This is a genomic window from Facklamia hominis CCUG 36813, assembly GCF_000301035.1.
Taxonomy (GTDB): Bacteria; Bacillota; Bacilli; order Lactobacillales; family Aerococcaceae; genus Facklamia; species Facklamia hominis.
This window is the reverse complement of record NZ_JH932292.1, coordinates 1,200,740-1,224,115: the sequence shown is the minus strand read 5'-3', so window position 1 is coordinate 1,224,115 and position 23,376 is coordinate 1,200,740. Positions and strand designations below refer to the sequence as shown.

Sequence of the window (23,376 nt, the reverse complement as noted above, 5' to 3'; positions counted from 1 at the left end):
ATTGTAAAAAGTACTTTTTTATTAATAATAATTTAAAGAGGATTTGGCATTATTGTCAAATCCTCTTTTTACATAGTAAGTGACAAATTGAACTTGAAAAAATAAGATGATTTTGGTTAAAATAGATGAGAGTCTTTTACAGTGGAAAAGGTGGCGGAAAATGACAAAAAAATTAACAGCTCAAGAATTTGCGGATGAATTAGGTGTAACTCGGCAGCTAATTTATTACCATGCAAAGAAAATAAATTCGAAAGATAAAATTTATGAGGATAATAAGCTTGTTTTTTCTCCTGAACAACAAGATTTTTTAAAAAGCTTTATGACCGATACGGTGTTACCTACTAAAAATCAATCAGATAAAGTAGATAAAAGTGTTCAGGAAAACAATCCAATTTTCGAGGATCATTCTCTAGAAAGTGAGATTCAAGTAGTTAACCAAGAAGGAAATGAATCTCCTGACTTTACTTATGATCCAGAATTAGCTAGAGAAATTGCTCTTGTTTTAGATCATGAAGAAAGTGTTAAAGATAGTTCAAAAGAAATAGCGAAAAACCTTCCTCATTTACCTAAGGATAATAAGCAAGTTGACAGTGAGTTTTCGAAACAAGATAAGATCACAAATGAAATTTTGAAAGATGAGAAAAGAGAAGGACGAGTAGAATCTAATAAATTGAACTTAGAAAATCAGACGATGATTTTTAGCTATATCCAAGAAGTAGTTAAAGATCAATTATCTGTATGGGTAGATCAAGAACATGCAGAAATGGAAAGACTAATGTCTGAGTTACAAACAAAGAATGAACAAATCAAGGGATTACATCAATTACTCGATCAGCAACAACAACTTATGTTGATCACTGAACAAAAGCATGCAAAATTAATAGAAATCTTAAATCAAGATCTTATTGAAGTAGAAAGTGATCAAAATTTAAAAATGACATACAAAGAAATAAAAGCAGAATTAAAATCTGTTCAATTAAATCAAACAGTACGGAGTAAAAATTATTTAGAAACAATTTTTAAATAAATAGAGGAGATAATATGGAATATAAAGACGTAGTTATCGTAGCCGCAAAACGGACAGCCGTTGGTCGTTTTGGAGGTAGTTTGAAGGATTTAAGTGCTGTGGAAATAGGAAGCCAATTAGTTCAGGGGATATTAGATTTATTAGCAATTCCTAAAGAAGAATATGATGAGGTGATCTTTGGGAATGTTATAAGTGCAGGACTTGGTCAAAATATGGCTCGACAGATTAGCATCAAAGCAGGACTTCCAGTTACGGTTCCTGCTTATACTGTTAGTCAGGTCTGTGGTTCAGGAATGAAAGCAGTGATGTTAGGTGCTCAGTCAATTGAGGTTGGAGAAAATGAATTAGTCGTGGTTGGAGGCTGTGAAAACATGTCTCAAGCTCCATATTATTTAACGAATCAACGTTGGGGTAGTAAATTAGGTCACCAACAAGTATATGACTCTATTTTAGTTGATGGATTAACAGATGCTTTTAGCTTAAATCATATGGGATTAACTGCCGAGTACTTAGCCGAACATTATCAAATATCTAGAAAGGACCAGGATCTTTTTGCTTTAAGTAGTCATCAAAAAGCTGAAAAAGCTCAAAAGGAATTAAAGTTTGTTGATGAAATCATTCCTATAAAAGTGACAAATAAAAAGAAGGAGCAAACTATATTTTCAGAAGATGAAGGGATCCGGCATGGCCAGACTTTAGAAGCTCTACAGAAATTAAAGCCAGTTTTTAAAAAAGAGGGTAGTGTGACCGCTGGCAATGCGTCACCTATAAATGATGGCGCGGCCTGCCTTGTTTTGGCAAGTAGACAAAAGGCTAGGGAGTTGGGATTGCCGATCTTAGCTAGTATCAGGTCTTCTGGAAAATCTGGACTGGATCCACAAGCGATGGGGATGGGCCCGGTTAAAGCAAGTTTAGAGGCTTTGACAGCCGCCCAATTACAGTCTAAAGATATTGATTTATTTGAATTAAATGAGGCTTTTGCTGCTCAGTGCTTGAGTTGTTTAAAGGAATTAAATTGGCCTAGAGATTGTGTTAATGTCAATGGTGGAGCAATTTCTTTAGGACATGCAATTGGTTGTAGTGGGAGTCGAATCCTTGTGACCTTACTTTATGAAATGAAACGCCAACAAGTAAAATATGGTTTAGCCTCATTATGTATTGGTGGTGGTCAAGGGAATGCTCTTATTTTAGAAAGAGAGTAAAGCTTAATTATATATTAAAAGGGATGTATCGCTTAGCATTTTAGCTAAGTGGGACATCCCTTTTTTATGGAATATAGGGTTCAACATGAATATCAATATCATCGATTTGGTATTTAAGTGTTAAAATTTCTTCAATTTCTTCAGTGATTTGGTGAGATTTTAATACTGATAAGTCTGGGTCTAACAAAATGACGATATCAAGATAAATAGAATGACTTGATTGGCGACCACGAATAGATTTGACTTGTATAACTTGAGGATGGTTACAGACTGCTTGTTTATATTCTTTGAGGAGTTCTGGATCGAATCCATCAGATAATGAAAAACTTGATTCCATAAAAAGATCATAAGCAGATTTTAAAATGCTTAACCCGACTAATAGAGAAACTAAAACATCGAATAGAGGCAGCTTTAAATTAACCATTAAGGCTCCAAATAAAGTAGCTAGAGAAACATAAAAGTCATTTTTCATATCCTGACTGGTTGCTTTTAGAGCAATTGATTTTGATGATTTAGCCATACGACCAATGATGAATTGGGTTAAATAGAGTACAGAGATTGAAGCAAAGGTTGTAAGATAGACGATGATAGAATTGCGACTTTCTAAGGGATGAAAGATACGACTCAATGCTTCCCAACATACTTGAACGCCAATTGAAAACATCATCAATGAAACAACAAAGGAGGCTAGAAGTTCATATTTTTCGTGTCCAAATCGATGTTCACGATCTGCAGGTCGACTGGCAAAATAGATACCAAGTAGTACAAAGGCCGAAGAAAAAATATCGGTTAAATTATTTAACCCATCGGCCTTAAGTGACCCTGCTTGGAAAATGTTTGCGACTACAAGTTTGCTAATCGCTAAAAAAAGATACACGAAAATACTTATCATTGCACCTTGAGTGGCTATTTTAAAAGAAGTTTTCATGATTTTCCCTCGTTTATATTTGGATTAGTTGGAGAAAGACCAATAATTAATACCTTCTTCAATCAAGGTAGATTCAGGGATAGCCTGCAGGCTATGCATTTTTTCAATATCATCATTGGGATCATTGACATAGACAAAGCCATTTTGATAACCACGGATGACAATGATATGACCCACTTCCGTAAAAAATCCTGGAGAGACTGAAGCAATAACAACCTGCCCTTCATTCAGTGCTTGCATGGCTTGAGCAAAGTTATTTCCGTAATTGTAAAAGGTAAGATCATGGGCCATCGCATAATCAGAGAAAATACGCCAAGAAGTTCCCGCGCGTTCTTCATAATAATCATTTTTAGCCCATTTAAGAACATCTTTGGGTAATACTTCTTTTTTTGATAAATAGGAGTCAACCATTGCTAGTGAAACGATGGCACAACCGTTTTCGGCAATAGATTGACTGCCATCTGTTCCGTAGGAAAGGTTTGCAAATTGAGGGTCATTTTGTAGGTATAACGGGATATTTATTTGATTGTTACCATGATGAGTCCAAGAAGCTGGAAAATCAGGTAACACATAATTACTGATATTTTTCAATTCGTAAGGACTTGATTCAAAAAGTGTAACTAGATCACTTTGTGCACTTAAAAATTCTCCATGGTAGTTAGTATTAATAATATTTTTGATGAGTTTTTTGATTGTTGCTTTGTTTCCATTATCAAAGCGATAATCGTGAATAATCTTTGCTAAGTCGTTCTCTTCAGTATGGGATGGTTGATTATTATCTGAAACTTGATCAGTTTGTGGAGATATTGATTTTTCTACATCTGTTTCCATATGATTGCTAAAGTAACAAAGATAGACGACAGACAGACATGCTATAACTATGATTATTGTAGATAGCAGATTTGAAATCTGTCGTTTTTTTTGGAAATGATTCAACATTGACTTCCTCCTTATTATGTAACAGAAGTTCCATATTATCATAGCATAAGTTAATTTGAATTAAAAAACATTTTGCATGACTTTTTTGCGAAATAAATTTATAATGTAAGATAATATGACACATAATGTTATATTATCTTTGACGCATCATAAATCTAAGTTTTATACTGTGACTAAATTTAGGGAGGAAAAGGCTTGAAAGATAAGGTTAAACGTAAATTACGTCCGATTTTTCCAATTGGGACAGTTATGGAAATTACTGAAATGTCGGCCAGACAAGTTCGTTATCTTGAAAAATATCAATTGATTCAACCACAACGGTCAAAGACAAACCGACGACTGTACTCCTTAAATGACTTGGATCGAATTCTGGATATCAAAGAGTTGATGGAGGAAGGGATGAGCCTAGAAGGAATCAAACGTCGTTTTGAACAGGAAAAAATAAATTTAAAAAATCATCATCAAAGACCTTTGACTGATGACGATGTTCGGCGGATATTGTACAGTGAAATGCAGGCACAAAATCGTTTTTTAAGTGATTATGAAATTTAATTTAAAAGGATGATATAATGAAAAAGAAATGGACTCGTGAGGCAATTTTATCAGATGCAAAAGCGCAAAATGTTCGATTTATTCGTTTAATTTTTACTGATATTAATGGAATTTTAAAAAATGTTGAGATTCCATTATCCCAGCTAAATAAGGCGATGGATAATGATATGATGTTTGATGGCTCTTCTATTGACGGTTTTGTAAGAATTGAAGAGAGTGATATGTATCTTGTACCTGACTTAGATACCTGGCTTGTTTTTGATTGGAAAGAGACAGAAAAAGATGCTAAAATTGCTCGGTTGATTTGTGACATTGAATTGCCAATGCGTCAATCCTTTCCCGGCGACCCGCGGTCTAATTTGAAGCGAGTTTTAAAAAGAATGAAAGATATGGGATTTACTCAATTTAATTTAGGACCCGAACCCGAATTTTTCCTGTTTAAACTAGATGATAAAGGTGAAGCTAGTAAAAATCTCTATGATAATGGCGGTTATTTTGATTTAGCTCCTGTTGATTTGGCTGAAAATTGTCGACGAGATATCGTTTTAGAATTAGAAGATCATGGCTTTGAGATTGAAGCTAGTCATCATGAAAATGCACCTGGTCAACATGAAATTGATTGGAAATATTTAGATGCTGTAGCAGCGTGTGATAGCATTCAAACCTTTAAATTGATTGTTAAATCAGTTGCACGTCGCCATCATCTTCATGCGACCTTTATGCCTAAACCAATTTATGGTGTTGCTGGTTCAGGAATGCACTGTAATGTATCTTTATTTAATGAAGCTGGAAATGCTTTTTATGATCCAGAAGCTGAAGATGGCTTATCTCAAACGGCCTTATACTTTATTGGAGGATTAATTAAGTATGCTCGCTCATTTACTGCGGTGTGTAATCCAACGGTCAATTCATATAAAAGACTCGTACCAGGTTATGAAGCACCGGTTTATAATGCTTGGTCTAAACAAAATCGGTCTCCTTTGATTCGGATTCCTTCTGCTCGAGGAAATTCAACTCGGATTGAAGTGAGATCTGTAGATCCTTCTGCGAATCCTTATCTAGCATTAGCGGTGATGTTACAAGCTGGTTTAGAAGGAATTGAACATAAAATTGATCCCCCTAAAGCAATTGACCGAAATATTTATGCGATGAGTCATGAAGAACGACTTGCCAACGGTATTGTAGATTTGCCGGGGTCTTTGAGAGAAGCAATTAAAGAATTGCGTCAAGAACCGGTTATGTTAGATGCTTTAGGTTCGCATATTGCTCAAAACTTTATTACAGCTAAATCTATGGAATTTGAGTCTTATCAAAAACATGTCTCTCAGTGGGAGTTGGATAAATACTTTACTAGTTATTAAAAAATAAGCGCATGAAAGAGAGAGCTTAACAGTTCTCTTTTATGCGCTATTTTTTATTGCTTTAACATTTCGCTGGCAAGGTCTAAGATCTGGATTGCCACTTGGTGATGTTGGAAAAAAAGATTATATAATTGATCCTCACTATAAATTCCTTGGGGAATATTGGGGTCAATTTTTCCACTGTTGGAGGCATCAAGATCATCAAAATACACTTGTGAGCTATAATAATCGCTTAATTCTTTAAAAATTGGAAGAAATTCTTCATGTTGATCAACAATCATTTGTAATTGGTTAATTTGGTCTTGGTATTTTTGATAGAGCGCTTCATAATGGACAGCACGTTCTTGAGGGGTCATGTTAATCACTCCTTTAAATTGATTATTCTTTTATTCTATTGTAATGAATGAGATTTAGAAAGTAAAATCAAGTGAATTTTTACAAATCACTTACAAATAGTTAAAAGAGGTGAAAAAATTTAGAAAAAAGGTTACAATTAAAGCGATTGCAAAAAACTTATTGTCAGAAAGGAAGGGGTATTTTGAGTGAAAAAGTGCGTGGTTTTGAGATTGTTTCTGAATATCAGGATAAAGGGATTGAACTTCCTCAAAGACAGACTAAATATTCAGCAGGATATGATTTAGCTGCAGCAGAGGAAGTGGAATTACCTAGCTTTTGGTCCCAAGCTTTTAGAGTATTATTGCATCAGTTTAAGTTAAAGATGATGGAAAACTCTGACCAAGTGGATCAAGTAAGAGAAACACTCTTTAAACCAACTCTAGTGCCAACAGGATTAAAAATTTATATGCAGGAAGATGAGTACGTTAAAATTGTTAATCGTTCTTCAGGTTCATATAAACATTTTTCTGCCCTCCCAAATGGAATTGGGATTATTGATGCAGATTATTATAATAATGAGAAAAATGAAGGGCATGTTTATGTTCAGTTAATAAATTTTGGTATGAAGACGCGAAAAATAAAAAAAGGTGAGCGAATAGCACAAGCTATATTTTGTTCATACTTAAAAGTGGATCAGGATCAACCTATTGATACAACGCGACAGGGTGGCTTTGGTTCTTCAGATTAACGAGGGAGAGGGGGAAAAATTTGGTAAAAACAAAAGTAATGTATGAATGTTTGGCATGTGGCTACGAATCTCCCAAGTGGCTAGGGAAATGTCCTAATTGTGGGGCGTGGAATCAAATGGAGGAGCAACTTCGCCAAATAACAGAAGATAAGGTTCAATTATCGAATCGGCGTCACCCAGCTTTAGCAAAGGCGTATCAGTTAGATCAAATACCTACTAAAGTTGAAGAACGACTTCCTAGTCATTTTGAGGAATTAGATCGTGTTTTAGGAGGAGGAATTGTTCCTGGATCTCTGGTTCTTATAGGAGGAGATCCTGGTATTGGCAAATCAACTCTTTTACTTCAAGTGTCAATGCGCTTAGCTCAAGAAAAAAATAAAATCCTATACGTTTCTGGAGAAGAGAGCTTAGGACAAATAAAAATGCGTGCCCAGCGGTTAAATCTGATGGCACAGGATTTTTATCTAATGTCTGAAACAGACTTAAATTTAATTGTTAAAGAGATTGATCATGTTCAACCAGAAATCGTGGTGATCGATTCAATCCAAACGATGTCTGCGAGTGAAAATCAAGGGATTGTAGGATCTGTTTCACAATTAAAAGAAGTGACTAATCATTTGATGCGCATTGCAAAAGATCAACGCATTGCTATTTTTATTGTAGGACATGTGACTAAAGAAGGAAATATTGCTGGCCCTCGTATTTTGGAGCATATGGTTGATTCTGTTCTTTATTTTGAAGGGGAAAAGCATAATCGTTTTCGAATTTTGAGAGCTGTTAAAAATCGTTTTGGATCAACAAATGAGATTGGTGTTTTTGAGATGGATGATTGTGGACTTAGAGAGGTGAACAATCCATCAGAGCTCTTTTTAGAAGAAAGATTAGCTGGTGCGACGGGATCTACGGTGGTGGCCGCGTTAGAAGGAACCCGCACAATTCTAGCAGAAATACAGTCGTTGATGACTCCGACAGTATTTGGAAATGCTAAGCGAACGAGTTCTGGGATTGATTACCAAAGAATTTCTTTATTGCTTGCTGTAATGGAAAAGCATTGTGGTCTTTTAGTACAAAATCAAGATGCTTTTTTTAAAACAGCAGGGGGTGTTAAATTAAATGAGCCGGCGATTGATCTAGCAATCGCTGTGTCAATTGCTTCCTCTTATTGGAATAAAGAGGTTCAGGTGGGAGATGTTTTTGTAGGTGAGATTGGTTTAACGGGTGAGATACGAAGAGTGAGTCAGATCGAGGATCGGATTAAAGAAGCAGACAAATTGGGATTTAAGCGAATTTATATTCCCTTTAATAATTATAAAGGATTGCAATTGGCACCAATGGATATTGAAGTAATTCCAGTGAAAACGATTCGCTCGGCTATCCAAAAGATATTTCCACGTTAAATAAAAAAGAAAGGAGGGATATTATGTTTCGAAAAATTATTGTGGGTATATTTGCGATTATTGGAATTAGTTTAGGTTTTTCAGTAGGCCCTTTAATCTGGAAAAATTTCAATATTTTTCCCCCTTTAGCTCAGTTTCCGGTGATAGACAGTTTATTATTTGGTCTTATTTTTATTATTTTGGGTTGGGTTCTATCTCCCTATATTGAAAACTTTATTAAGCGATTTATTCGTTATATTGAGGATCAGTCGACCGCACATATTTTGTTTGGCCTATTGGGTTTAGTTTTGGGGTTACTTTTAGGATATTTATTATCGTTACCTTTTAGTAATATTCCCATCTTATCTTCAATCGCTCCTCTTGTCTTTTGCTTTCTAGGGAGTGTGATTGGCTATAATATCATGATGAATCGGCGAGAGGAACTGTTAGGTATTTTTTCTAATCGAATGAATAAGATGGCGGTTTCGACTCTGCGTCATAATGTTGAGAAGGTGGACGATCCGATAATACATGTCGATTCGACAGAAAATTTAGCGAAAGATAAATTATTGGATACATCGGCAATTATTGATGGACGGATGGCGGAAATTGTCAAAACAGGTTTTATTGAGGGTAGATTGGTAGTACCACATTTTGTTTTAATTGAATTACAGCACATTGCCGATTCTTCGGATGCACTAAAACGGAGTAAAGGACGACGCGGATTAGATATTTTGAATCGACTTCAAAAGGAAGGGCATATTGAAGTGCGTTTTTTTGAAGGAGATGTAGAAAATGTTTCTGAGGTTGATGCGAAATTAGTTGTTTTAGCTAAGAAAATTGGAGGAGTCCTTGTTACTACTGATTATAATCTGAATAAAGTGGCTGAATTTCAGCAAGTGGCGGTATTGAATATTAATGATTTAGCAAATGCCTTGAAACCAGCTTACGTACCAGGTGAAGAGATGCATGTTCAAATTATTAAGGCAGGAACAGAACGGCGTCAAGGGGTTGCTTATTTAGATGATGGCACTATGGTAGTGGTTGAAGAAGGTTTAAATCATATTAATGAATGGTTGGATGTTGTTGTGACGTCCTTTTTACAGACTTCTGCTGGACGTATGATTTTTGGAAAAATAAAAGAGTCTGAAACGAATTTGAAAGCTTAAGCGATAAGGATTACAATAGTGGAGAGAATTTGAATAAAGGAGATTAAAAAAAGCATGACTGATAAAATTCGCGTTCGTTACGCACCAAGTCCTACTGGGAAATTACATATTGGGAATGCCCGTACGGCATTATTTAATTATTTATTTGCTCGATCGATGGGTGGAGAATTTATTATTCGAATTGAAGATACAGATACCAAGCGTAATATTGAGGATGGAGAGAAAAGTCAATTAGAAAATTTGGCTTGGTTAGGAATGGATTGGGATGAGTCACCTGAAAATCCTGGAGAATACGGTCCTTACAGACAGTCGGAACGTTTATCTATTTATCAACCTTTAATTGATGATTTATTAGCACGTGATTTAGCTTATAAATGTTATATGACAGAAGAAGAATTAGAAGAAGAACGTGAAGCGCAAAAGGCTAGAGGGGAAATGCCACATTATGGTGGAAAACATGCTCATTTAAGTGAGGAAGAGATTGCCGCATTTGAAGCGGAAGGTCGTCAACCGGTTGTTCGGATCCGAGTACCTGAAGGAGTTACTTATCAATTTGATGATATTGTTAAAGGCCCTGTAACTTTTGAATCTAAGAATATTTCTGGTGACTGGGTTATTCAAAAAAGAGATGGTATGCCTACATATAATTTCGCGGTTGTGGTTGATGATCATATGATGAAGATTACCCATGTTTTAAGAGGGGATGATCATATTGCAAATACACCTAAGCAGATGATGGTGTATGATGCCTTTGGTTGGGAAATTCCAAGGTTTGGGCATATGACATTGATTATTAATAGTGAAACAAATCGTAAGTTATCTAAACGGGATGGTTCGATTTTACAATTTATTGATCAATATAAGCAATTAGGTTATTTACCTCAAGCTATGTTTAATTTTATTGCTTTATTAGGATGGTCTCCTAAGGGAGAGGAAGAAATCTTTTCACAAGAAGAATTGATCCAACAATTTGATCCTGATCGTCTTTCGACCTCACCAGCTTCTTTCGACAAGAAAAAGTTAGAATGGATCAATAATACTTATATGAAAGCAGCTGATTTAGATACAGTAGTTAGCTTAGCGCTTCCTCATTTACAAACAGCTGGAAAAGTATCTCAAAATCCTGATGCGCAAGAGATGGCTTGGATTCATAAACTAGTTGCTTTATACCATGACCAAATTTCTTATGGGGCTGAGATTGTAGAAGCTTCAGGCCTATTCTTTAATGATGAAGTTCATTTGGATGCGAGTGCCAAAGAGATCATGCAAGGAGAAACTGTTCCTACGGTTGTTGAATTGATGAGAGAAAAACTAAGTCAGCTAAGTGAGGAGGCTTTCACTTCAGAAAATATTAATCCTCTAGTCAAAGCTGTTCAAAAAGAAACGGGTGTTAAAGGTAAGAATCTCTTTATGCCAATTCGTATCGCGGTTTCTGGACAAATGCATGGCCCTCAGTTAGCGGATATGATTGAAGTTTTAGGTAAGAAAAAGGCGTTAAGTCATATCGACCAAATAATGAATCAGCGCTAATCAATGATTAAAAAGAAAAGCTTCTTTCATGGCTATTCCAAGGTTAACCATGAAAGAAGCTTTTTTAGTTGGGGATGGTTTGATTTCTTTTTTTTTACACAAAAATAGCATAAAAATCTAGTTATCCGCATAAAAACTGGACTTATCACACTTTATCAAGGTCAAAACCACTCAATTTACTACTAATTTACTACTTATGAATGAGCTTTGATACGACGATTTATCCTTGAAAAGTGAAGATATAAAGATACTTCCAATAAAATTTGAATATTTAATAGGTAGACACTTCAAAAAATGAGGTGTCTATTTTTTTACCCGATTTTGAAAGGAAGTGAACTTATGAAAACAAAAAATCAAGAATCAAAAGGTCGTTCCCCACTCTTTAAGACCATCAAACATTCATTCAGCCAATAAAAAAGAAAGGATAGGTAAAAATATGGAACTTAAATTTGTGATTCCCAACATGGAAAAAACATTCGGCAATTTAGAATTTGCTGGCGAGGATAAAGTCGTTCAGCGAAGAATCAACGGACGGCTAACTGTCTTATCAAGAAGCTATAATCTCTATTCTGATGTTCAAAGAGCAGATGATATTGTGGTGGTGCTTCCTGCTGAAGCTGGCGAAAAACATTTCGGCTTTGAGGAACGTGTGAAGTTAGTCAATCCACGTATTACCGCAGAGGGCTACAAAATCGGCACTCGTGGTTTTACAAATTACCTTTTACATGCTGACGACATGATAAAAGAATAAAGAAAGAGAGGAAAAATGATGAGATTAGCAAATGGCATTGTATTAGATAAAGACACGACTTTTGGAGAATTGAAATTCTCTGCTCTACGTCGTGAAGTGAGAATCCAAAATGAAGACGGGTCGGTTTCAGATGAAATCAAGGAACGTACCTATGACTTAAAATCCAAAGGACAAGGACGCATGATTCAAGTAAGTATTCCTGCCAGCGTGCCTTTGAAAGAGTTTGATTATAACGCACGGGTGGAACTTATCAATCCCATTGCGGACACCGTTGCTACTGCCACCTATCAAGGAGCAGATGTTGACTGGTATATCAAGGCAGACGATATTGTGCTGACAAAGGATTCTAGTTCATTCAAAGCTCAACCACAAGCAAAGAAAGAACCGACACAAGACAAATAGTCGCTAGGTAGAAAGGAGACTTTTTCGCATGAAACAGCGTGGTAAAAGGATTCGCCCATCTGGTAAAGATTTAGTCTTTCATTTTACGATAGCGTCACTCCTGCCTGTTTTCCTGCTGGTTGTCGGACTGTTTCATGTGAAGACAATCCAGCAGATCAACTGGCAGGATTTTAACCTATCACAAGCAGATAAGATTGACATTCCCTATTTAATTATCAGTTTCAGTGTCGCAATTCTTATCTGCTTGCTGGTAGCGTTTGTATTCAAACGGGTTCGCTATGATACGGTTAAACAACTTTACCACCGTCAAAAACTGGCAAAGATGATACTTGAAAACAAGTGGTATGAATCTGAACAGGTCAAAACAGAGGGTTTCTTTAAAGATAGTGCTGGTCGTACAAAGGAAAAGATAACCTACTTCCCTAAAATGTATTATCGACTTAAAAATGGCTTGATACAGATACGGGTGGAAATCACGCTGGGAAAATATCAAGACCAACTCTTACACTTGGAAAAGAAATTAGAGAGTGGCTTGTACTGTGAGCTGACGGATAAAGAGTTAAAGGATTCCTATGTGGAATATACTTTGCTCTATGACACCATAGCCAGTCGTATTTCTATTGATGAAGTAGAAGCTAAAGATGGTAAACTTCGCTTAATGAAAAACGTATGGTGGGAATATGATAAGCTCCCTCATATGTTGATTGCTGGTGGTACAGGTGGCGGTAAAACTTACTTTATACTGACACTGATTGAAGCCTTGCTTCATACAGATTCAAAACTGTATATTCTTGACCCGAAAAATGCTGATCTTGCGGACTTAGGTTCTGTGATGGCAAATGTCTACTATAGAAAAGAAGACTTGCTTTCTTGCATTGAAACATTCTATGAAGAAATGATGAAACGTAGTGAGGAAATGAAGCAGATGAAGAACTATAAGACTGGCAAAAATTATGCTTACTTAGGTCTCCCGGCACACTTCTTAATCTTTGATGAATACGTCGCTTTCATGGAAATGCTGGGAACAAAAGAAAACACCGCAGTTATGAATAAGCTGAAACAGATTGTCATGTTAGGTCGTCAAGCTGGCTTCTTTCTAATACTGGCTTGTCAACGTCCAGACGCAAAATATTTAGGCGACGGAATCCGTGATCAGTTTAATTTCAGAGTGGCTTTAGGTCGTATGTCTGAAATGGGCTATGGCATGATGTTTGGCAGTGACGTACAAAAGGATTTCTTCTTAAAGCGAATCAAAGGTCGTGGCTATGTTGATGTAGGAACAAGTGTCATATCAGAGTTTTATACTCCCCTTGTACCAAAAGGATATGATTTCTTGGAGGAAATTAAAAAGTTATCCAACAGCAGACAGTCCACGCAGGCGACGTGCGAAGCGGAAGTCGCAGGTGTGGACTGATCTTGCTGGCTGGTGTGGCAATAGCCACGCCAGCACTTAACCCCCCGTATCTAACAGGGGGGTACAAATCGACAGGAAACAGTCAAAAAAACATTAGAAAATCCTTTGGTTACAAGGGATTTACAAAATTTCAGCGTATGTCAAATGGGCTTTAAAAGTTGACATACGCCTTTTTGATTGGAGGGATTTTTACTGAATGAACAAACTTGGTTACAGCATTTAAAAGAAAAACGCTTGGCTTATGGACTATCTCAAAACCGTTTAGCTGTTGCGACTGGTATTACAAGGCAGTATCTAAGCGATATTGAAACAGGAAAAGTCAAGCCATCAGAGGATTTACAGCAGTCCCTTTGGGAAGCTCTGGAACGCTTCAATCCCGACGCTCCCCTTGAAATGCTGTTTGATTATGTAAGAATTCGCTTTCCGACAACAGACGTACAGCAGGTGGTCGAAAACATCTTACAACTGAAACTGTCCTATTTTCTTCATGAGGACTATGGTTTCTATTCTTATTCAGAGCATTATGCTTTAGGCGACATATTCGTCCTTTGCTCCCATGAACTGGACAAAGGAGTTCTGGTGGAATTGAAAGGTCGTGGGTGCAGACAATTTGAAAGCTATCTTCTGGCACAACAAAGAAGCTGGTATGAGTTCTTTATGGACGTTTTGGTGGCTGGCGGTGTGATGAAACGCCTTGACCTTGCCATTAACGATAAGACAGGGATTTTAAATATCCCTGTACTCACTGAAAAGTGCCAACAGGAAGAATGTATCTCCGTCTTCCGCAGTTTTAAAAGCTATCGCAGTGGCGAACTGGTACGCAAAGAGGAAAAGGAATGTATGGGAAACACCCTCTATATCGGTTCATTACAAAGTGAAGTTTATTTCTGTATCTATGAAAAGGACTACGAGCAGTACAAGAAAAATGATATTCCCATTGAAGACGCAGAAGTAAAAAACCGTTTTGAGATTCGATTGAAAAATGAGCGTGCCTATTATGCAGTCCGTGATTTACTCGTCTATGACAATCCAGAGCATACCGCCTTTAAAATTATCAATCGGTATATCCGTTTTGTAGATAAAGACGATTCCAAACCTCGTTCTGATTGGAAACTGAATGAAGAATGGGCTTGGTTTATTGGGAACAATCGTGAACGATTAAAACTAACCACAAAACCAGAGCCTTACTCCTTCCAAAGGACGCTGAACTGGCTATCTCATCAAGTTGCCCCGACCTTAAAGGTTGCGATTAAACTTGATGAAATCAACCAGACGCAGGTTGTAAAAGACATTCTCGACCATGCGAAACTGACAGACCGACACAAGCAGATTTTGAAGCAACAGTCAGTAAAAGAACAGGACGTGATAACAACAAAAAAATAACTCAAATACAAATTCATTGAATATAGAGAGGAGAACATTTTTATGAATTTTGGACAAAACCTTTATAACTGGTTTCTATCAAACGCTCAATCACTGGTGCTTTTAGCAATCGTTGTGATTGGCTTGTATCTTGGCTTCAAGCGTGAGTTTAGCAAACTGATTGGCTTTTTAATTATTGCGATTATTGCGGTTGGCTTAGTCTTCAACGCTGCTGGAGTAAAAGACATTTTACTAGAGCTATTCAATCGCATTATTGGTGCTTAAATAAAACCGTTCTTTTGTGGAATATAAGTGGTTTTCTTATGTTCCGCAAAGGAATGGTACACCAAACGAAGTGCGGTAGGGATTTTTGAATCTCTACAAAGAAAGGACGTGAATATATGGACGATATGCAAGTCTATATTGCGAATTTAGGCAAATACAATGAGGGCGAATTGGTCGGTGCGTGGTTTACCTTTCCCATTGACTTTGAGGAAGTCAAAGAGAAAATCGGCTTGAATGATGAATATGAGGAATACGCCATTCATGACTACGAGTTACCCTTTACGGTTGACGAATACACTTCCATTGGCGAACTCAATCGACTATGGGAAATGGTATCGGAATTACCCGAAGAATTACAATCGGAGCTATCTGCTCTGCTCACTCATTTTTCAAGCATTGAAGAACTAAGCGAACATCAAGAGGATATTATCATTCATTCCGATTGTGATGATATGTATGACGTGGCACGCTACTACATTGAAGAAACGGGTGCTTTAGGCGAAGTACCAGCTAGTCTTCAAAACTATATTGATTATCAAGCCTATGGTCGGGATTTAGACCTTTCAGGAACGTTTATCTCAACCAATCATGGGATTTTTGAAATCGTCTATTAAATCTGTCGGTACATTACTACTGGCAGATTTTCTATTTTACGGGGTGGCTCAATCAGCTACCCCTATTTTTTATGAAAGGATTGATTACATGAAGAAAATACGAAGCTATACCAGTATCTGGTCTGTGGAAAAGGTACTGTATTCTATCAATGATTTTAGACTTCCGTTTCCCATAACCTTTACGCAAATGACATGGTTTGTCGTGTCACTCTTTGCAGTGATGATACTTGGCAACTTGCCCCCTCTTTCCATGATAGAGGGAGCATTTCTCAAATACTTTGGGATTCCTGTGGCTTTCACATGGTTTATGTCTACAAAAACTTTTGATGGTAAAAAGCCTTATGGATTTTTGAAGTCTGTCATTGCTTATGCACTGCGACCAAAGCTGACCTATGCAGGAAAAAAAGTAACGCTTGGCAGAAACCAGCCACAAGAAGCCATTACAGCAGTTAGGAGTGAATTTTATGGCATATCCAATTAAATACATTGAAAACAATCTCGTCTGGAATAAAGACGGGGAATGTTATGCTTACTATGAGCTTGTTCCTTACAATTACTCATTTCTAAGTCCAGAACAGAAAATACAAGTGCATGATTCTTTCAGACAGCTTATCGCACAAAATCGTGATGGCAAAATTCATGCTTTACAAATCAGTACAGAATCCAGCATACGTTCTGCACAAGAGCGTTCCAAAAATGAAGTCACTGGCAAGCTCAAAGCGGTTGCCTATGACAAAATCGACAAACAGACAGACGCTTTAATATCCATGATTGGCGAAAATCAAGTGAACTACCGTTTCTTTATCGGCTTTAAGTTGCTTCTCAACGATCAGGAGTTTTCTATGAAAAGTCTTACCGTTGAAGCAAAAAATGCTTTGTCTGATTTTGTCTATGATGTGAACCATAAGCTGATGGGCGATTTTGTTAGTATGAGTAATGATGAAATCCTGCGTTTTCAGAAGATGGAAAAGCTCTTAGAAAATAAAATCTCTCGTCGTTTCAAAATCCGCAGGTTAGATAAGGACGACTTCGGCTATCTGATTGAACACCTTTACGGACAGACAGGCACTGCCTATGAAGAGTATGAGTACCATCTATCAAAGAAAAAGCTGGATAATGAAACGCTGATTAAATACTATGACTTGATTAAGCCTACTCGCTGTTTGGTGGAAGAAAAACAGCGATATTTGAAAATCCAGCAGGAAGATGAAACCGTCTATGTAGCTTACTTTACCATTAACAGCATTGTCGGAGAACTGGACTTCCCGTCCTCTGAAATCTTCTACTACCAGCAACAGCAATTTACATTCCCGATTGATACGTCAATGAATGTGGAAATTGTAGCGAATCGTAAAGCCCTATCTACTGTCCGCAATAAAAAGAAAGAACTGAAAGACTTGGATAACCACGCTTGGCAAAGTGATAATGAAACCAGCTCCAATGTGGCGGAAGCTCTGGAAAGTGTGAATGAGCTGGAAACCAATTTAGACCAAAGCAAGGAATCTATGTACAAGCTGTCTTATGTGGTAAGGGTATCAGCAAATGATCTTGACGAACTCAAACGTCGTTGTAATGAAGTGAAAGATTTTTATGACGATTTAAGCGTAAAACTGGTACGACCATTTGGGGATATGCTCGGCTTACATGAAGAATTTTTACCTGCCAGCAAGCGTTATATGAATGATTATATTCAATACGTGACCTCTGATTTCCTCGCTGGTTTAGGTTTTGGTGCTACTCAAATGCTGGGGGAAAATGAGGGGATTTATGTTGGCTACAGCTTAGATACTGGACGCAATGTCTATCTGAAACCTGCTCTTGCCAGTCAAGGGGTTAAGGGTTCAGTAACCAATGCGTTAGCGTCGGCTTTTGTTGGTTCGCTGGGTGGTGGTAAATCCTTTGCGAATAACCTTATCGTCTATTATGCGGTGCTTTATGGGGCACAAGCAGTGATTGTAGACCCAAAAGCAGAACGTGGCAGATGGAAAGAAACCTTGCCAGAGATTTCCCATGAAATCAATATCGTCACTCTGACTTCTGATGAGAAAAACAAAGGCTTACTTGACCCTTATGTGATTATGAAAAATCCCAAAGATTCTGAATCACTGGCTATTGATATTCTGACATTCCTTACGGGGATTTCCTCTCGTGATGGGGAACGCTTCCCAATCCTTAGAAAAGCCATTCGTGCAGTAACCAATAGTGAAGTACGAGGGTTGATGAAAGTGATTGAGGAATTACGGGTTGAGAATACGCCACTAAGTACCAGTATAGCCGACCATATCGAAAGTTTTACAGACTATGACTTTGCACATTTATTATTCAGTAATGGTTATGTGGAGCAGTCTATCAGCTTAGAAAAACAACTGAACATTATACAGGTTGCGGACTTGGTACTTCCCGACAAGGAAACTTCCTTTGAGGAATATACCACTATGGAGCTTTTATCCGTTGCTATGCTGATTGTCATTAGTACCTTTGCTTTAGACTTTATCCATACAGACCGAAGCATTTTCAAGATTGTAGATTTAGACGAAGCATGGAGCTTTTTACAGGTAGCACAAGGAAAAACACTATCTATGAAGCTGGTTCGGGCTGGTCGTGCTATGAACGCTGGGGTATATTTCGTGACCCAAAATACAGACGACCTCTTAGATGAAAAACTGAAAAATAACCTCGGCTTAAAATTTGCATTTCGTTCCACTGACCTTAACGAGATTAAAAAGACCTTAGCCTTTTTTGGTGTAGACCCAGAGGACGAAAACAATCAGAAGCGATTGCGTGATTTGGAAAACGGGCAATGCCTTATCAGTGATTTATATGGTCGTGTCGGTGTGATACAGTTCCACCCTGTATTTGAAGAACTGCTCCATGCCTTTGATACCAGACCACCTGTGCGAAAAGAGGTGTAAATGTGAAACCATCAATAGTAAACAGAATAAAATCAAACTGGACGCTGAAACGTCTAGGTAAAGTGGCAATGACAGTGGCTTTCACACTTGTGATTGCCATTTTTCTTTTAGCCATGCTGGGAACGGTGGTTCAAGCTGCGGGCTTGGTAGATGATACGGTCAATGTGGCAAATGAATACAGCCGATACCCACTTGAAAACTATCAACTGGATTTTTATGTGGATAATAGCTGGGGCTGGCTTCCGTGGAACTGGTCGGACGGGATTGGAAAACAGGTCATGTATGGACTATATGCCATTACCAATTTTATTTGGACAATCAGTTTGTATGTTTCCAATGCGACAGGTTACTTAGTACAGGAAGCCTATTCCTTAGACTTCATTTCCGCTACAGCAGATTCCATTGGTAAGAATATGCAGACCTTAGCTGGTGTGAGTGCAAACGGATTTTCAACAGAGGGTTTCTATGTTGGATTCCTCTTACTCTTGATTTTGGTTCTTGGGGTTTATGTTGCCTATACGGGACTGATAAAGAGAGAAACCACAAAGGCAATTCATGCCATTATGAATTTTGTGCTGGTGTTTATCCTATCGGCTTCCTTTATTGCCTACGCTCCCGACTACATTAAAAAAATCAATGACTTTTCATCAGACATCAGTAATGCCAGTTTATCACTTGGCACGAAGATTGTCATGCCCCATTCCGATAGTCAAGGCAAGGACAGCGTGGACTTAATCAGAGATAGCCTGTTTTCCATACAGGTTCAGCAACCGTGGCTACTGCTTCAATACAACAGTTCAGACATTGAAAGTATCGGTATTGACCGTGTGGAAAGCCTGCTCTCCACCAGCCCAGATTCCAACAATGGCGAAGACAGAGAAAAAATTGTTGCGGAAGAAATTGAAGACAGAAGCAATACCAATCTAACCATTACAAAGACCATTAACCGTTTAGGTACAGTCTTCTTCCTATTTGTCTTCAATATTGGGATTTCCATATTTGTATTCCTATTAACAGGAATCATGATTTTCTCGCAGGTACTTTTTATCATCTATGCTATGTTTCTGCCTGTGAGCTTTATTTTAAGCATGATTCCATCATTTGATGGTATGTCAAAACGAGCCATAACAAAGCTCTTTAATACCATTTTGACACGAGCTGGAATCACATTGATTATTACGACAGCATTTAGTATTTCAACCATGCTCTATACCTTATCGGCTGGTTATCCGTTCTTTTTGATTGCTTTTCTACAGATTGTGACCTTTGCAGGAATCTACTTCAAGCTGGGCGATTTAATGAGTATGTTTTCTCTACAGAGTAACGATTCTCAAAGTGTGGGAAGTCGTGTGATGAGAAAACCTCGTATGCTTATGCACGCTCACATGCACCGTCTACAGCGGAAACTTGGACGTTCCATGACTACTCTAGGGGCTGGGTCTGCCATTGTTACAGGTAAAAAAGGACAGTCGGGTTCGGGGAGTTCTGCAAGGACACAAGCAGATCACTCCCGACCAGACGGAAAGGAAAAATCAACACTTGGAAAACGTATCGGTCAAACCATCGGTACAGTAGCTGATACCAAAGACAGAATGGTAGACACTGCTAGTGGTTTGAAAGAACAGGTTAAAGATTTGCCGACCAATGCAAGATATGCAGTATATCAAGGAAAATCCAAAGTAAAAGAGAATGTCCGTGATTTAACCAGTAGTATTTCTCAAACCAAAGCGGACAGAGCCAGTGGACGCAAGGAACAGCAGGAACAAAGGCGAAAAACCATTGCGAAGCGTCGCTCTGAAATGGAACAGGTCAAACAGAAAAAACAGCCTGCTTCTTCTGTTCATGAAAGACCGACTACAAGACAAGAACAATATCATGATGAACAGACCTCAAAACAGTCTAATATTCAGACTTCATATAAGGAATCTCAACAAGCCAAACAAGAGCGTCCAGCAGTTAAGTCCGATTTTTCAAGTCCAAAAGTGGAACGCCAAGGCAATACCGTTCAAGAAAAAACCGTTCAAAAGCCAGCAACTTCAACCACTACAGCAGATAGAACTTCACAACGTCCAATCACAAAAGAACGTCCGTCTACTGTTCAAAGAGTACCACTACAAAATACAAGAAGTAGACCACCAATCAAAACCGCCACCATTAAGAAAGTCGGTAAGAAACCATGAAGTTGAAAACTTTAGTGATTGGTGGTTCTGGATTATTCTTGATGGTCTTCTCACTGCTTCTGTTTGTTGCCATTTTATTTTCAGATGAACAGGACAGCGGAATTTCCAATATTCATTATGGAGGTGTGAATGTTTCCGCAGAAGTGCTGGCTCATAAGCCTATGGTAGAAAAATATGCCAAAGAATATGGCGTTGAAGAATATGTCAACATACTTCTTGCGATTATACAGGTGGAATCGGGCGGTACTGCGGAAGATGTTATGCAGTCCTCGGAATCCCTCGGTCTTCCACCTAATTCATTGAGTACAGAAGAATCCATTAAGCAAGGTGTGAAGTATTTCAGTGAATTATTAGCCAGTAGCGAAAGGCTCAGTGTAGATTTAGAATCGGTTATCCAGTCCTACAATTATGGTGGTGGTTTCTTAGGGTATGTGGCTAATCGTGGAAATAAATATACCTTTGAACTGGCTCAAAGTTTCTCAAAAGAGTATTCAGGTGGCGAAAAAGTGTCTTACCCCAATCCCATAGCCATACCTATCAATGGGGGCTGGCGATACAACTATGGCAATATGTTTTATGTGCAACTGGTAACGCAGTATCTTGTCACAACAGAGTTTGATGATGATACGGTACAAGCCATCATGGACGAAGCACTGAAATATGAGGGCTGGCGATACGTTTACGGTGGAGCTTCCCCGACTACTTCTTTTGATTGTAGCGGACTGACACAATGGACGTATGGAAAAGCTGGAATTAACTTACCACGAACCGCACAACAGCAATATGATGTGACCCAGCATATCCCACTATCGGAAGCACAAGCTGGCGATTTGGTTTTCTTTCATTCTACCTATAACGCTGGCTCTTATATTACTCATGTTGGGATATACCTTGGCAATAACCGTATGTTTCATGCAGGCGACCCAATCGGTTATGCCGACTTAACAAGCCCCTACTGGCAACAGCATTTAGTGGGAGCAGGACGAATCAAACAATGAGAAAGGAAGATTTAATGATGAAATTTAGAAAAAATCAGAATAAAGAAAAACAGATACCAAAGGAAAAGAAACCTCGTGTCTATAAGGTCAATCCTCATAAAAAGGTTGTGATTGCCTTGTGGGTACTTTTAGGGCTTAGTTTCAGCTTTGCGATATTCAAGCACTTTACAGCTATAGATACTCATACTATTCACGAAACAACTATCATAGAAAAGGAATACGTTGATACTCATCATGTAGAAAATTTTGTAGAGAACTTTGCGAAAGTCTACTATTCATGGGAGCAATCCGATAAGTCCATTGATAATCGAATGGAAAGTCTAAAAGGCTATCTGACAGATGAACTTCAAGCTCTCAATGTTGATACAGTACGCAAAGATATTCCTGTATCGTCTTCTGTAAGAGGATTTCAGATATGGACGGTAGAGCCAACTGGCGACAATGAGTTTAATGTAACCTACAGTGTAGACCAGCTCATTACAGAGGGAGAAAATACAAAGACCGTCCACTCTGCTTATATAGTGAGTGTCTATGTAGATGGTTCTGGAAATATGGTACTGGTTAAGAATCCGACCATTACCAACATACCTAAGAAATCAAGTTATAAACCAAAAGCCATTGAAAGTGAGGGGACGGTTGATTCCATTACAACCAATGAAATCAATGAGTTTTTAACGACGTTCTTCAAGCTCTATCCTACAGCGACAGCCAGTGAACTTTCCTACTATGTGAATGACGGGATATTAAAACCAATCGGAAAAGAGTACATCTTTCAAGAACTGGTAAATCCTATTCACAATCGTAAGGATAATCAAGTCACGGTATCGCTGACAGTGGAGTATATCGACCAGCAGACCAAAGCAACGCAGGTATCTCAATTTGATTTGGTACTTGAAAAGAACGGGAGTAATTGGAAGATTGTAAAATAACAAATATTGGTACATGATTACAGATACTTTGTAATCATGTACTCTTTTTGATAAAAAATTGGAGATTCCTTTACAAATATGCTCTTACGTGCTATTATTTAAGTGACTATTTAAAAGGAGTTAATAAATATGCGGCAAGGTATTCTTAAATAAACTGTCAATTTGATAGCGGGAACAAATAATTAGATGTCCTTTTTTAGGAGGGCTTAGTTTTTTGTACCCAGTTTAAGAATACCTTTATCATGTGATTCTAAAGTATCCAGAGAATATCTGTATGCTTTGTATACCTATGGTTATGCATAAAAATCCCAGTGATAAAAGTATTTATCACTGGGATTTTTATGCCCTTTTGGGTTTTTGA

Annotated in this window: 22 protein-coding genes and 1 pseudogene; 20 read left to right on the top strand and 3 right to left on the bottom strand. The window is 37.8% G+C overall.

Annotated elements, in window-relative coordinates; translation table 11 throughout:
- Positions 1-160: 160 nt before the first annotated feature.
- Complete coding sequence (locus tag HMPREF9706_RS05660; RefSeq protein ID WP_006908400.1) at positions 161-1,027, top strand: hypothetical protein; 867 nt, start codon at positions 161-163, stop codon at positions 1,025-1,027.
- Between the two features lie 14 nt (positions 1,028-1,041).
- Positions 1,042-2,229, top strand: coding sequence for an acetyl-CoA C-acetyltransferase (locus HMPREF9706_RS05655; protein ID WP_006908399.1), 1,188 nt, complete (start codon positions 1,042-1,044; stop codon positions 2,227-2,229).
- A 64-nt stretch (positions 2,230-2,293) separates the two neighbouring features.
- On the opposite strand, the gene HMPREF9706_RS05650 is transcribed toward HMPREF9706_RS05655, so the two are convergent.
- Positions 2,294-3,157 carry a cation diffusion facilitator family transporter gene (locus HMPREF9706_RS05650; protein ID WP_006908398.1) on the bottom strand — a complete coding sequence of 288 codons (864 nt, stop codon included), beginning with the start codon at positions 3,155-3,157 and terminating at the stop codon, positions 2,294-2,296.
- Between the two features lie 24 nt (positions 3,158-3,181).
- A complete protein-coding gene (locus HMPREF9706_RS05645; protein WP_006908397.1) occupies positions 3,182-4,096 on the bottom strand; it encodes a C39 family peptidase in 915 nt (304 codons plus the stop codon).
- Positions 4,097-4,291: 195 nt separating this feature from the next.
- On the opposite strand from HMPREF9706_RS05645, the gene HMPREF9706_RS05640 reads away from it, so the two are divergent.
- Entirely contained in the window at positions 4,292-4,648 is a 357-nt protein-coding gene (locus tag HMPREF9706_RS05640) for a MerR family transcriptional regulator (RefSeq protein WP_006908396.1), read from the top strand.
- A gap of 14 nt (positions 4,649-4,662) precedes the next feature.
- Entirely contained in the window at positions 4,663-6,009 is a 1,347-nt protein-coding gene (gene glnA, locus HMPREF9706_RS05635) for a type I glutamate--ammonia ligase (protein WP_180947348.1), read from the top strand.
- A 53-nt stretch (positions 6,010-6,062) separates the two neighbouring features.
- Here the strand turns inward: glnA and HMPREF9706_RS05630 are convergent, their stop codons facing one another.
- Complete coding sequence (locus HMPREF9706_RS05630; protein ID WP_006908394.1) at positions 6,063-6,365, bottom strand: DUF4298 domain-containing protein; 303 nt, start codon at positions 6,363-6,365, stop codon at positions 6,063-6,065.
- A gap of 182 nt (positions 6,366-6,547) precedes the next feature.
- On the opposite strand from HMPREF9706_RS05630, the gene HMPREF9706_RS05625 reads away from it, so the two are divergent.
- The 16 genes and pseudogenes from HMPREF9706_RS05625 to HMPREF9706_RS09430 all read left to right on the top strand — a co-directional run.
- Positions 6,548-7,093, top strand: coding sequence for a dCTP deaminase/dUTPase family protein (locus tag HMPREF9706_RS05625; protein ID WP_006908393.1), 546 nt, complete (start codon positions 6,548-6,550; stop codon positions 7,091-7,093).
- A 20-nt stretch (positions 7,094-7,113) separates the two neighbouring features.
- Positions 7,114-8,490 carry a DNA repair protein RadA gene (gene radA / locus HMPREF9706_RS05620; RefSeq protein WP_006908392.1) on the top strand — a complete coding sequence of 459 codons (1,377 nt, stop codon included), beginning with the start codon at positions 7,114-7,116 and terminating at the stop codon, positions 8,488-8,490.
- 23 nt (positions 8,491-8,513) lie between these two features.
- Positions 8,514-9,638, top strand: coding sequence for a PIN/TRAM domain-containing protein (locus HMPREF9706_RS05615; protein ID WP_006908391.1), 1,125 nt, complete (start codon positions 8,514-8,516; stop codon positions 9,636-9,638).
- Between the two features lie 54 nt (positions 9,639-9,692).
- Positions 9,693-11,168, top strand: coding sequence for a glutamate--tRNA ligase (gene gltX / locus HMPREF9706_RS05610; protein WP_006908390.1), 1,476 nt, complete (start codon positions 9,693-9,695; stop codon positions 11,166-11,168).
- A 436-nt stretch (positions 11,169-11,604) separates the two neighbouring features.
- Entirely contained in the window at positions 11,605-11,919 is a 315-nt protein-coding gene (locus HMPREF9706_RS05605) for a YdcP family protein (protein WP_000420682.1), read from the top strand.
- Positions 11,920-11,934: 15 nt separating this feature from the next.
- The gene (locus HMPREF9706_RS05600; RefSeq protein ID WP_000985015.1) at positions 11,935-12,321 is read left to right on the top strand and encodes a YdcP family protein; all 387 of its coding nucleotides are present in this window, start codon (positions 11,935-11,937) and stop codon (positions 12,319-12,321) included.
- Between the two features lie 28 nt (positions 12,322-12,349).
- On the top strand, positions 12,350-13,735 hold the full coding sequence (locus HMPREF9706_RS05595) for an FtsK/SpoIIIE domain-containing protein (RefSeq protein ID WP_000813488.1): 1,386 nt from the start codon (positions 12,350-12,352) through the stop codon (positions 13,733-13,735).
- 177 nt (positions 13,736-13,912) lie between these two features.
- Complete coding sequence (gene mobT / locus HMPREF9706_RS05590; RefSeq protein WP_000398284.1) at positions 13,913-15,118, top strand: MobT family relaxase; 1,206 nt, start codon at positions 13,913-13,915, stop codon at positions 15,116-15,118.
- A gap of 42 nt (positions 15,119-15,160) precedes the next feature.
- Positions 15,161-15,382, top strand: a complete 222-nt coding sequence (locus HMPREF9706_RS05585; protein ID WP_001009056.1) for a hypothetical protein — start codon at positions 15,161-15,163, stop codon at positions 15,380-15,382.
- A 116-nt stretch (positions 15,383-15,498) separates the two neighbouring features.
- The gene (locus HMPREF9706_RS05580) at positions 15,499-15,996 is read left to right on the top strand and encodes an antirestriction protein ArdA (RefSeq protein ID WP_000342539.1); all 498 of its coding nucleotides are present in this window, start codon (positions 15,499-15,501) and stop codon (positions 15,994-15,996) included.
- A gap of 88 nt (positions 15,997-16,084) precedes the next feature.
- Entirely contained in the window at positions 16,085-16,477 is a 393-nt protein-coding gene (locus HMPREF9706_RS05575) for a conjugal transfer protein (RefSeq protein WP_000723888.1), read from the top strand.
- Complete coding sequence (gene tcpF / locus HMPREF9706_RS05570) at positions 16,461-18,908, top strand: conjugal transfer ATPase TcpF (protein ID WP_006908389.1); 2,448 nt, start codon at positions 16,461-16,463, stop codon at positions 18,906-18,908. The genes HMPREF9706_RS05575 and tcpF overlap by 17 nt, the downstream gene beginning before the upstream one ends.
- A gap of 2 nt (positions 18,909-18,910) precedes the next feature.
- A complete protein-coding gene (locus HMPREF9706_RS05565) occupies positions 18,911-21,088 on the top strand; it encodes a CD3337/EF1877 family mobilome membrane protein (protein ID WP_000804748.1) in 2,178 nt (725 codons plus the stop codon).
- Complete coding sequence (locus tag HMPREF9706_RS05560) at positions 21,085-22,086, top strand: bifunctional lytic transglycosylase/C40 family peptidase (protein WP_000769868.1); 1,002 nt, start codon at positions 21,085-21,087, stop codon at positions 22,084-22,086. Before HMPREF9706_RS05565 ends, HMPREF9706_RS05560 begins: the two co-directional genes overlap by 4 nt.
- Positions 22,083-23,015, top strand: coding sequence for a conjugal transfer protein (locus HMPREF9706_RS05555; RefSeq protein ID WP_001224319.1), 933 nt, complete (start codon positions 22,083-22,085; stop codon positions 23,013-23,015). Before HMPREF9706_RS05560 ends, HMPREF9706_RS05555 begins: the two co-directional genes overlap by 4 nt.
- A gap of 313 nt (positions 23,016-23,328) precedes the next feature.
- A pseudogene (locus HMPREF9706_RS09430) lies at positions 23,329-23,376 on the top strand (hypothetical protein); the annotation flags it as partial.

Bases quoted from the DNA above. Each gene is read 5' to 3' on its own strand.
- HMPREF9706_RS05660 (WP_006908400.1), top strand. From the start codon at position 161: ATGACAAAAAAATTAACAGCTCAAGAATTTGCGGATGAATTAGGTGTA.
- HMPREF9706_RS05655 (WP_006908399.1), top strand. From the start codon at position 1,042: ATGGAATATAAAGACGTAGTTATCGTAGCCGCAAAACGGACAGCCGTT.
- HMPREF9706_RS05650 (WP_006908398.1), bottom strand. From the start codon at position 3,157: ATGAAAACTTCTTTTAAAATAGCCACTCAAGGTGCAATGATAAGTATT.
- HMPREF9706_RS05645 (WP_006908397.1), bottom strand. From the start codon at position 4,096: ATGTTGAATCATTTCCAAAAAAAACGACAGATTTCAAATCTGCTATCT.
- HMPREF9706_RS05630 (WP_006908394.1), bottom strand. From the start codon at position 6,365: ATGACCCCTCAAGAACGTGCTGTCCATTATGAAGCGCTCTATCAAAAA.
- HMPREF9706_RS05615 (WP_006908391.1), top strand. From the start codon at position 8,514: ATGTTTCGAAAAATTATTGTGGGTATATTTGCGATTATTGGAATTAGT.
- gltX (WP_006908390.1), top strand. From the start codon at position 9,693: ATGACTGATAAAATTCGCGTTCGTTACGCACCAAGTCCTACTGGGAAA.
- HMPREF9706_RS05605 (WP_000420682.1), top strand. From the start codon at position 11,605: ATGGAACTTAAATTTGTGATTCCCAACATGGAAAAAACATTCGGCAAT.
- HMPREF9706_RS05600 (WP_000985015.1), top strand. From the start codon at position 11,935: ATGATGAGATTAGCAAATGGCATTGTATTAGATAAAGACACGACTTTT.
- HMPREF9706_RS05595 (WP_000813488.1), top strand. From the start codon at position 12,350: ATGAAACAGCGTGGTAAAAGGATTCGCCCATCTGGTAAAGATTTAGTC.
- HMPREF9706_RS05585 (WP_001009056.1), top strand. From the start codon at position 15,161: ATGAATTTTGGACAAAACCTTTATAACTGGTTTCTATCAAACGCTCAA.
- HMPREF9706_RS05580 (WP_000342539.1), top strand. From the start codon at position 15,499: ATGGACGATATGCAAGTCTATATTGCGAATTTAGGCAAATACAATGAG.
- HMPREF9706_RS05575 (WP_000723888.1), top strand. From the start codon at position 16,085: ATGAAGAAAATACGAAGCTATACCAGTATCTGGTCTGTGGAAAAGGTA.
- tcpF (WP_006908389.1), top strand. From the start codon at position 16,461: ATGGCATATCCAATTAAATACATTGAAAACAATCTCGTCTGGAATAAA.
- HMPREF9706_RS05560 (WP_000769868.1), top strand. From the start codon at position 21,085: ATGAAGTTGAAAACTTTAGTGATTGGTGGTTCTGGATTATTCTTGATG.
- HMPREF9706_RS05555 (WP_001224319.1), top strand. From the start codon at position 22,083: ATGAGAAAGGAAGATTTAATGATGAAATTTAGAAAAAATCAGAATAAA.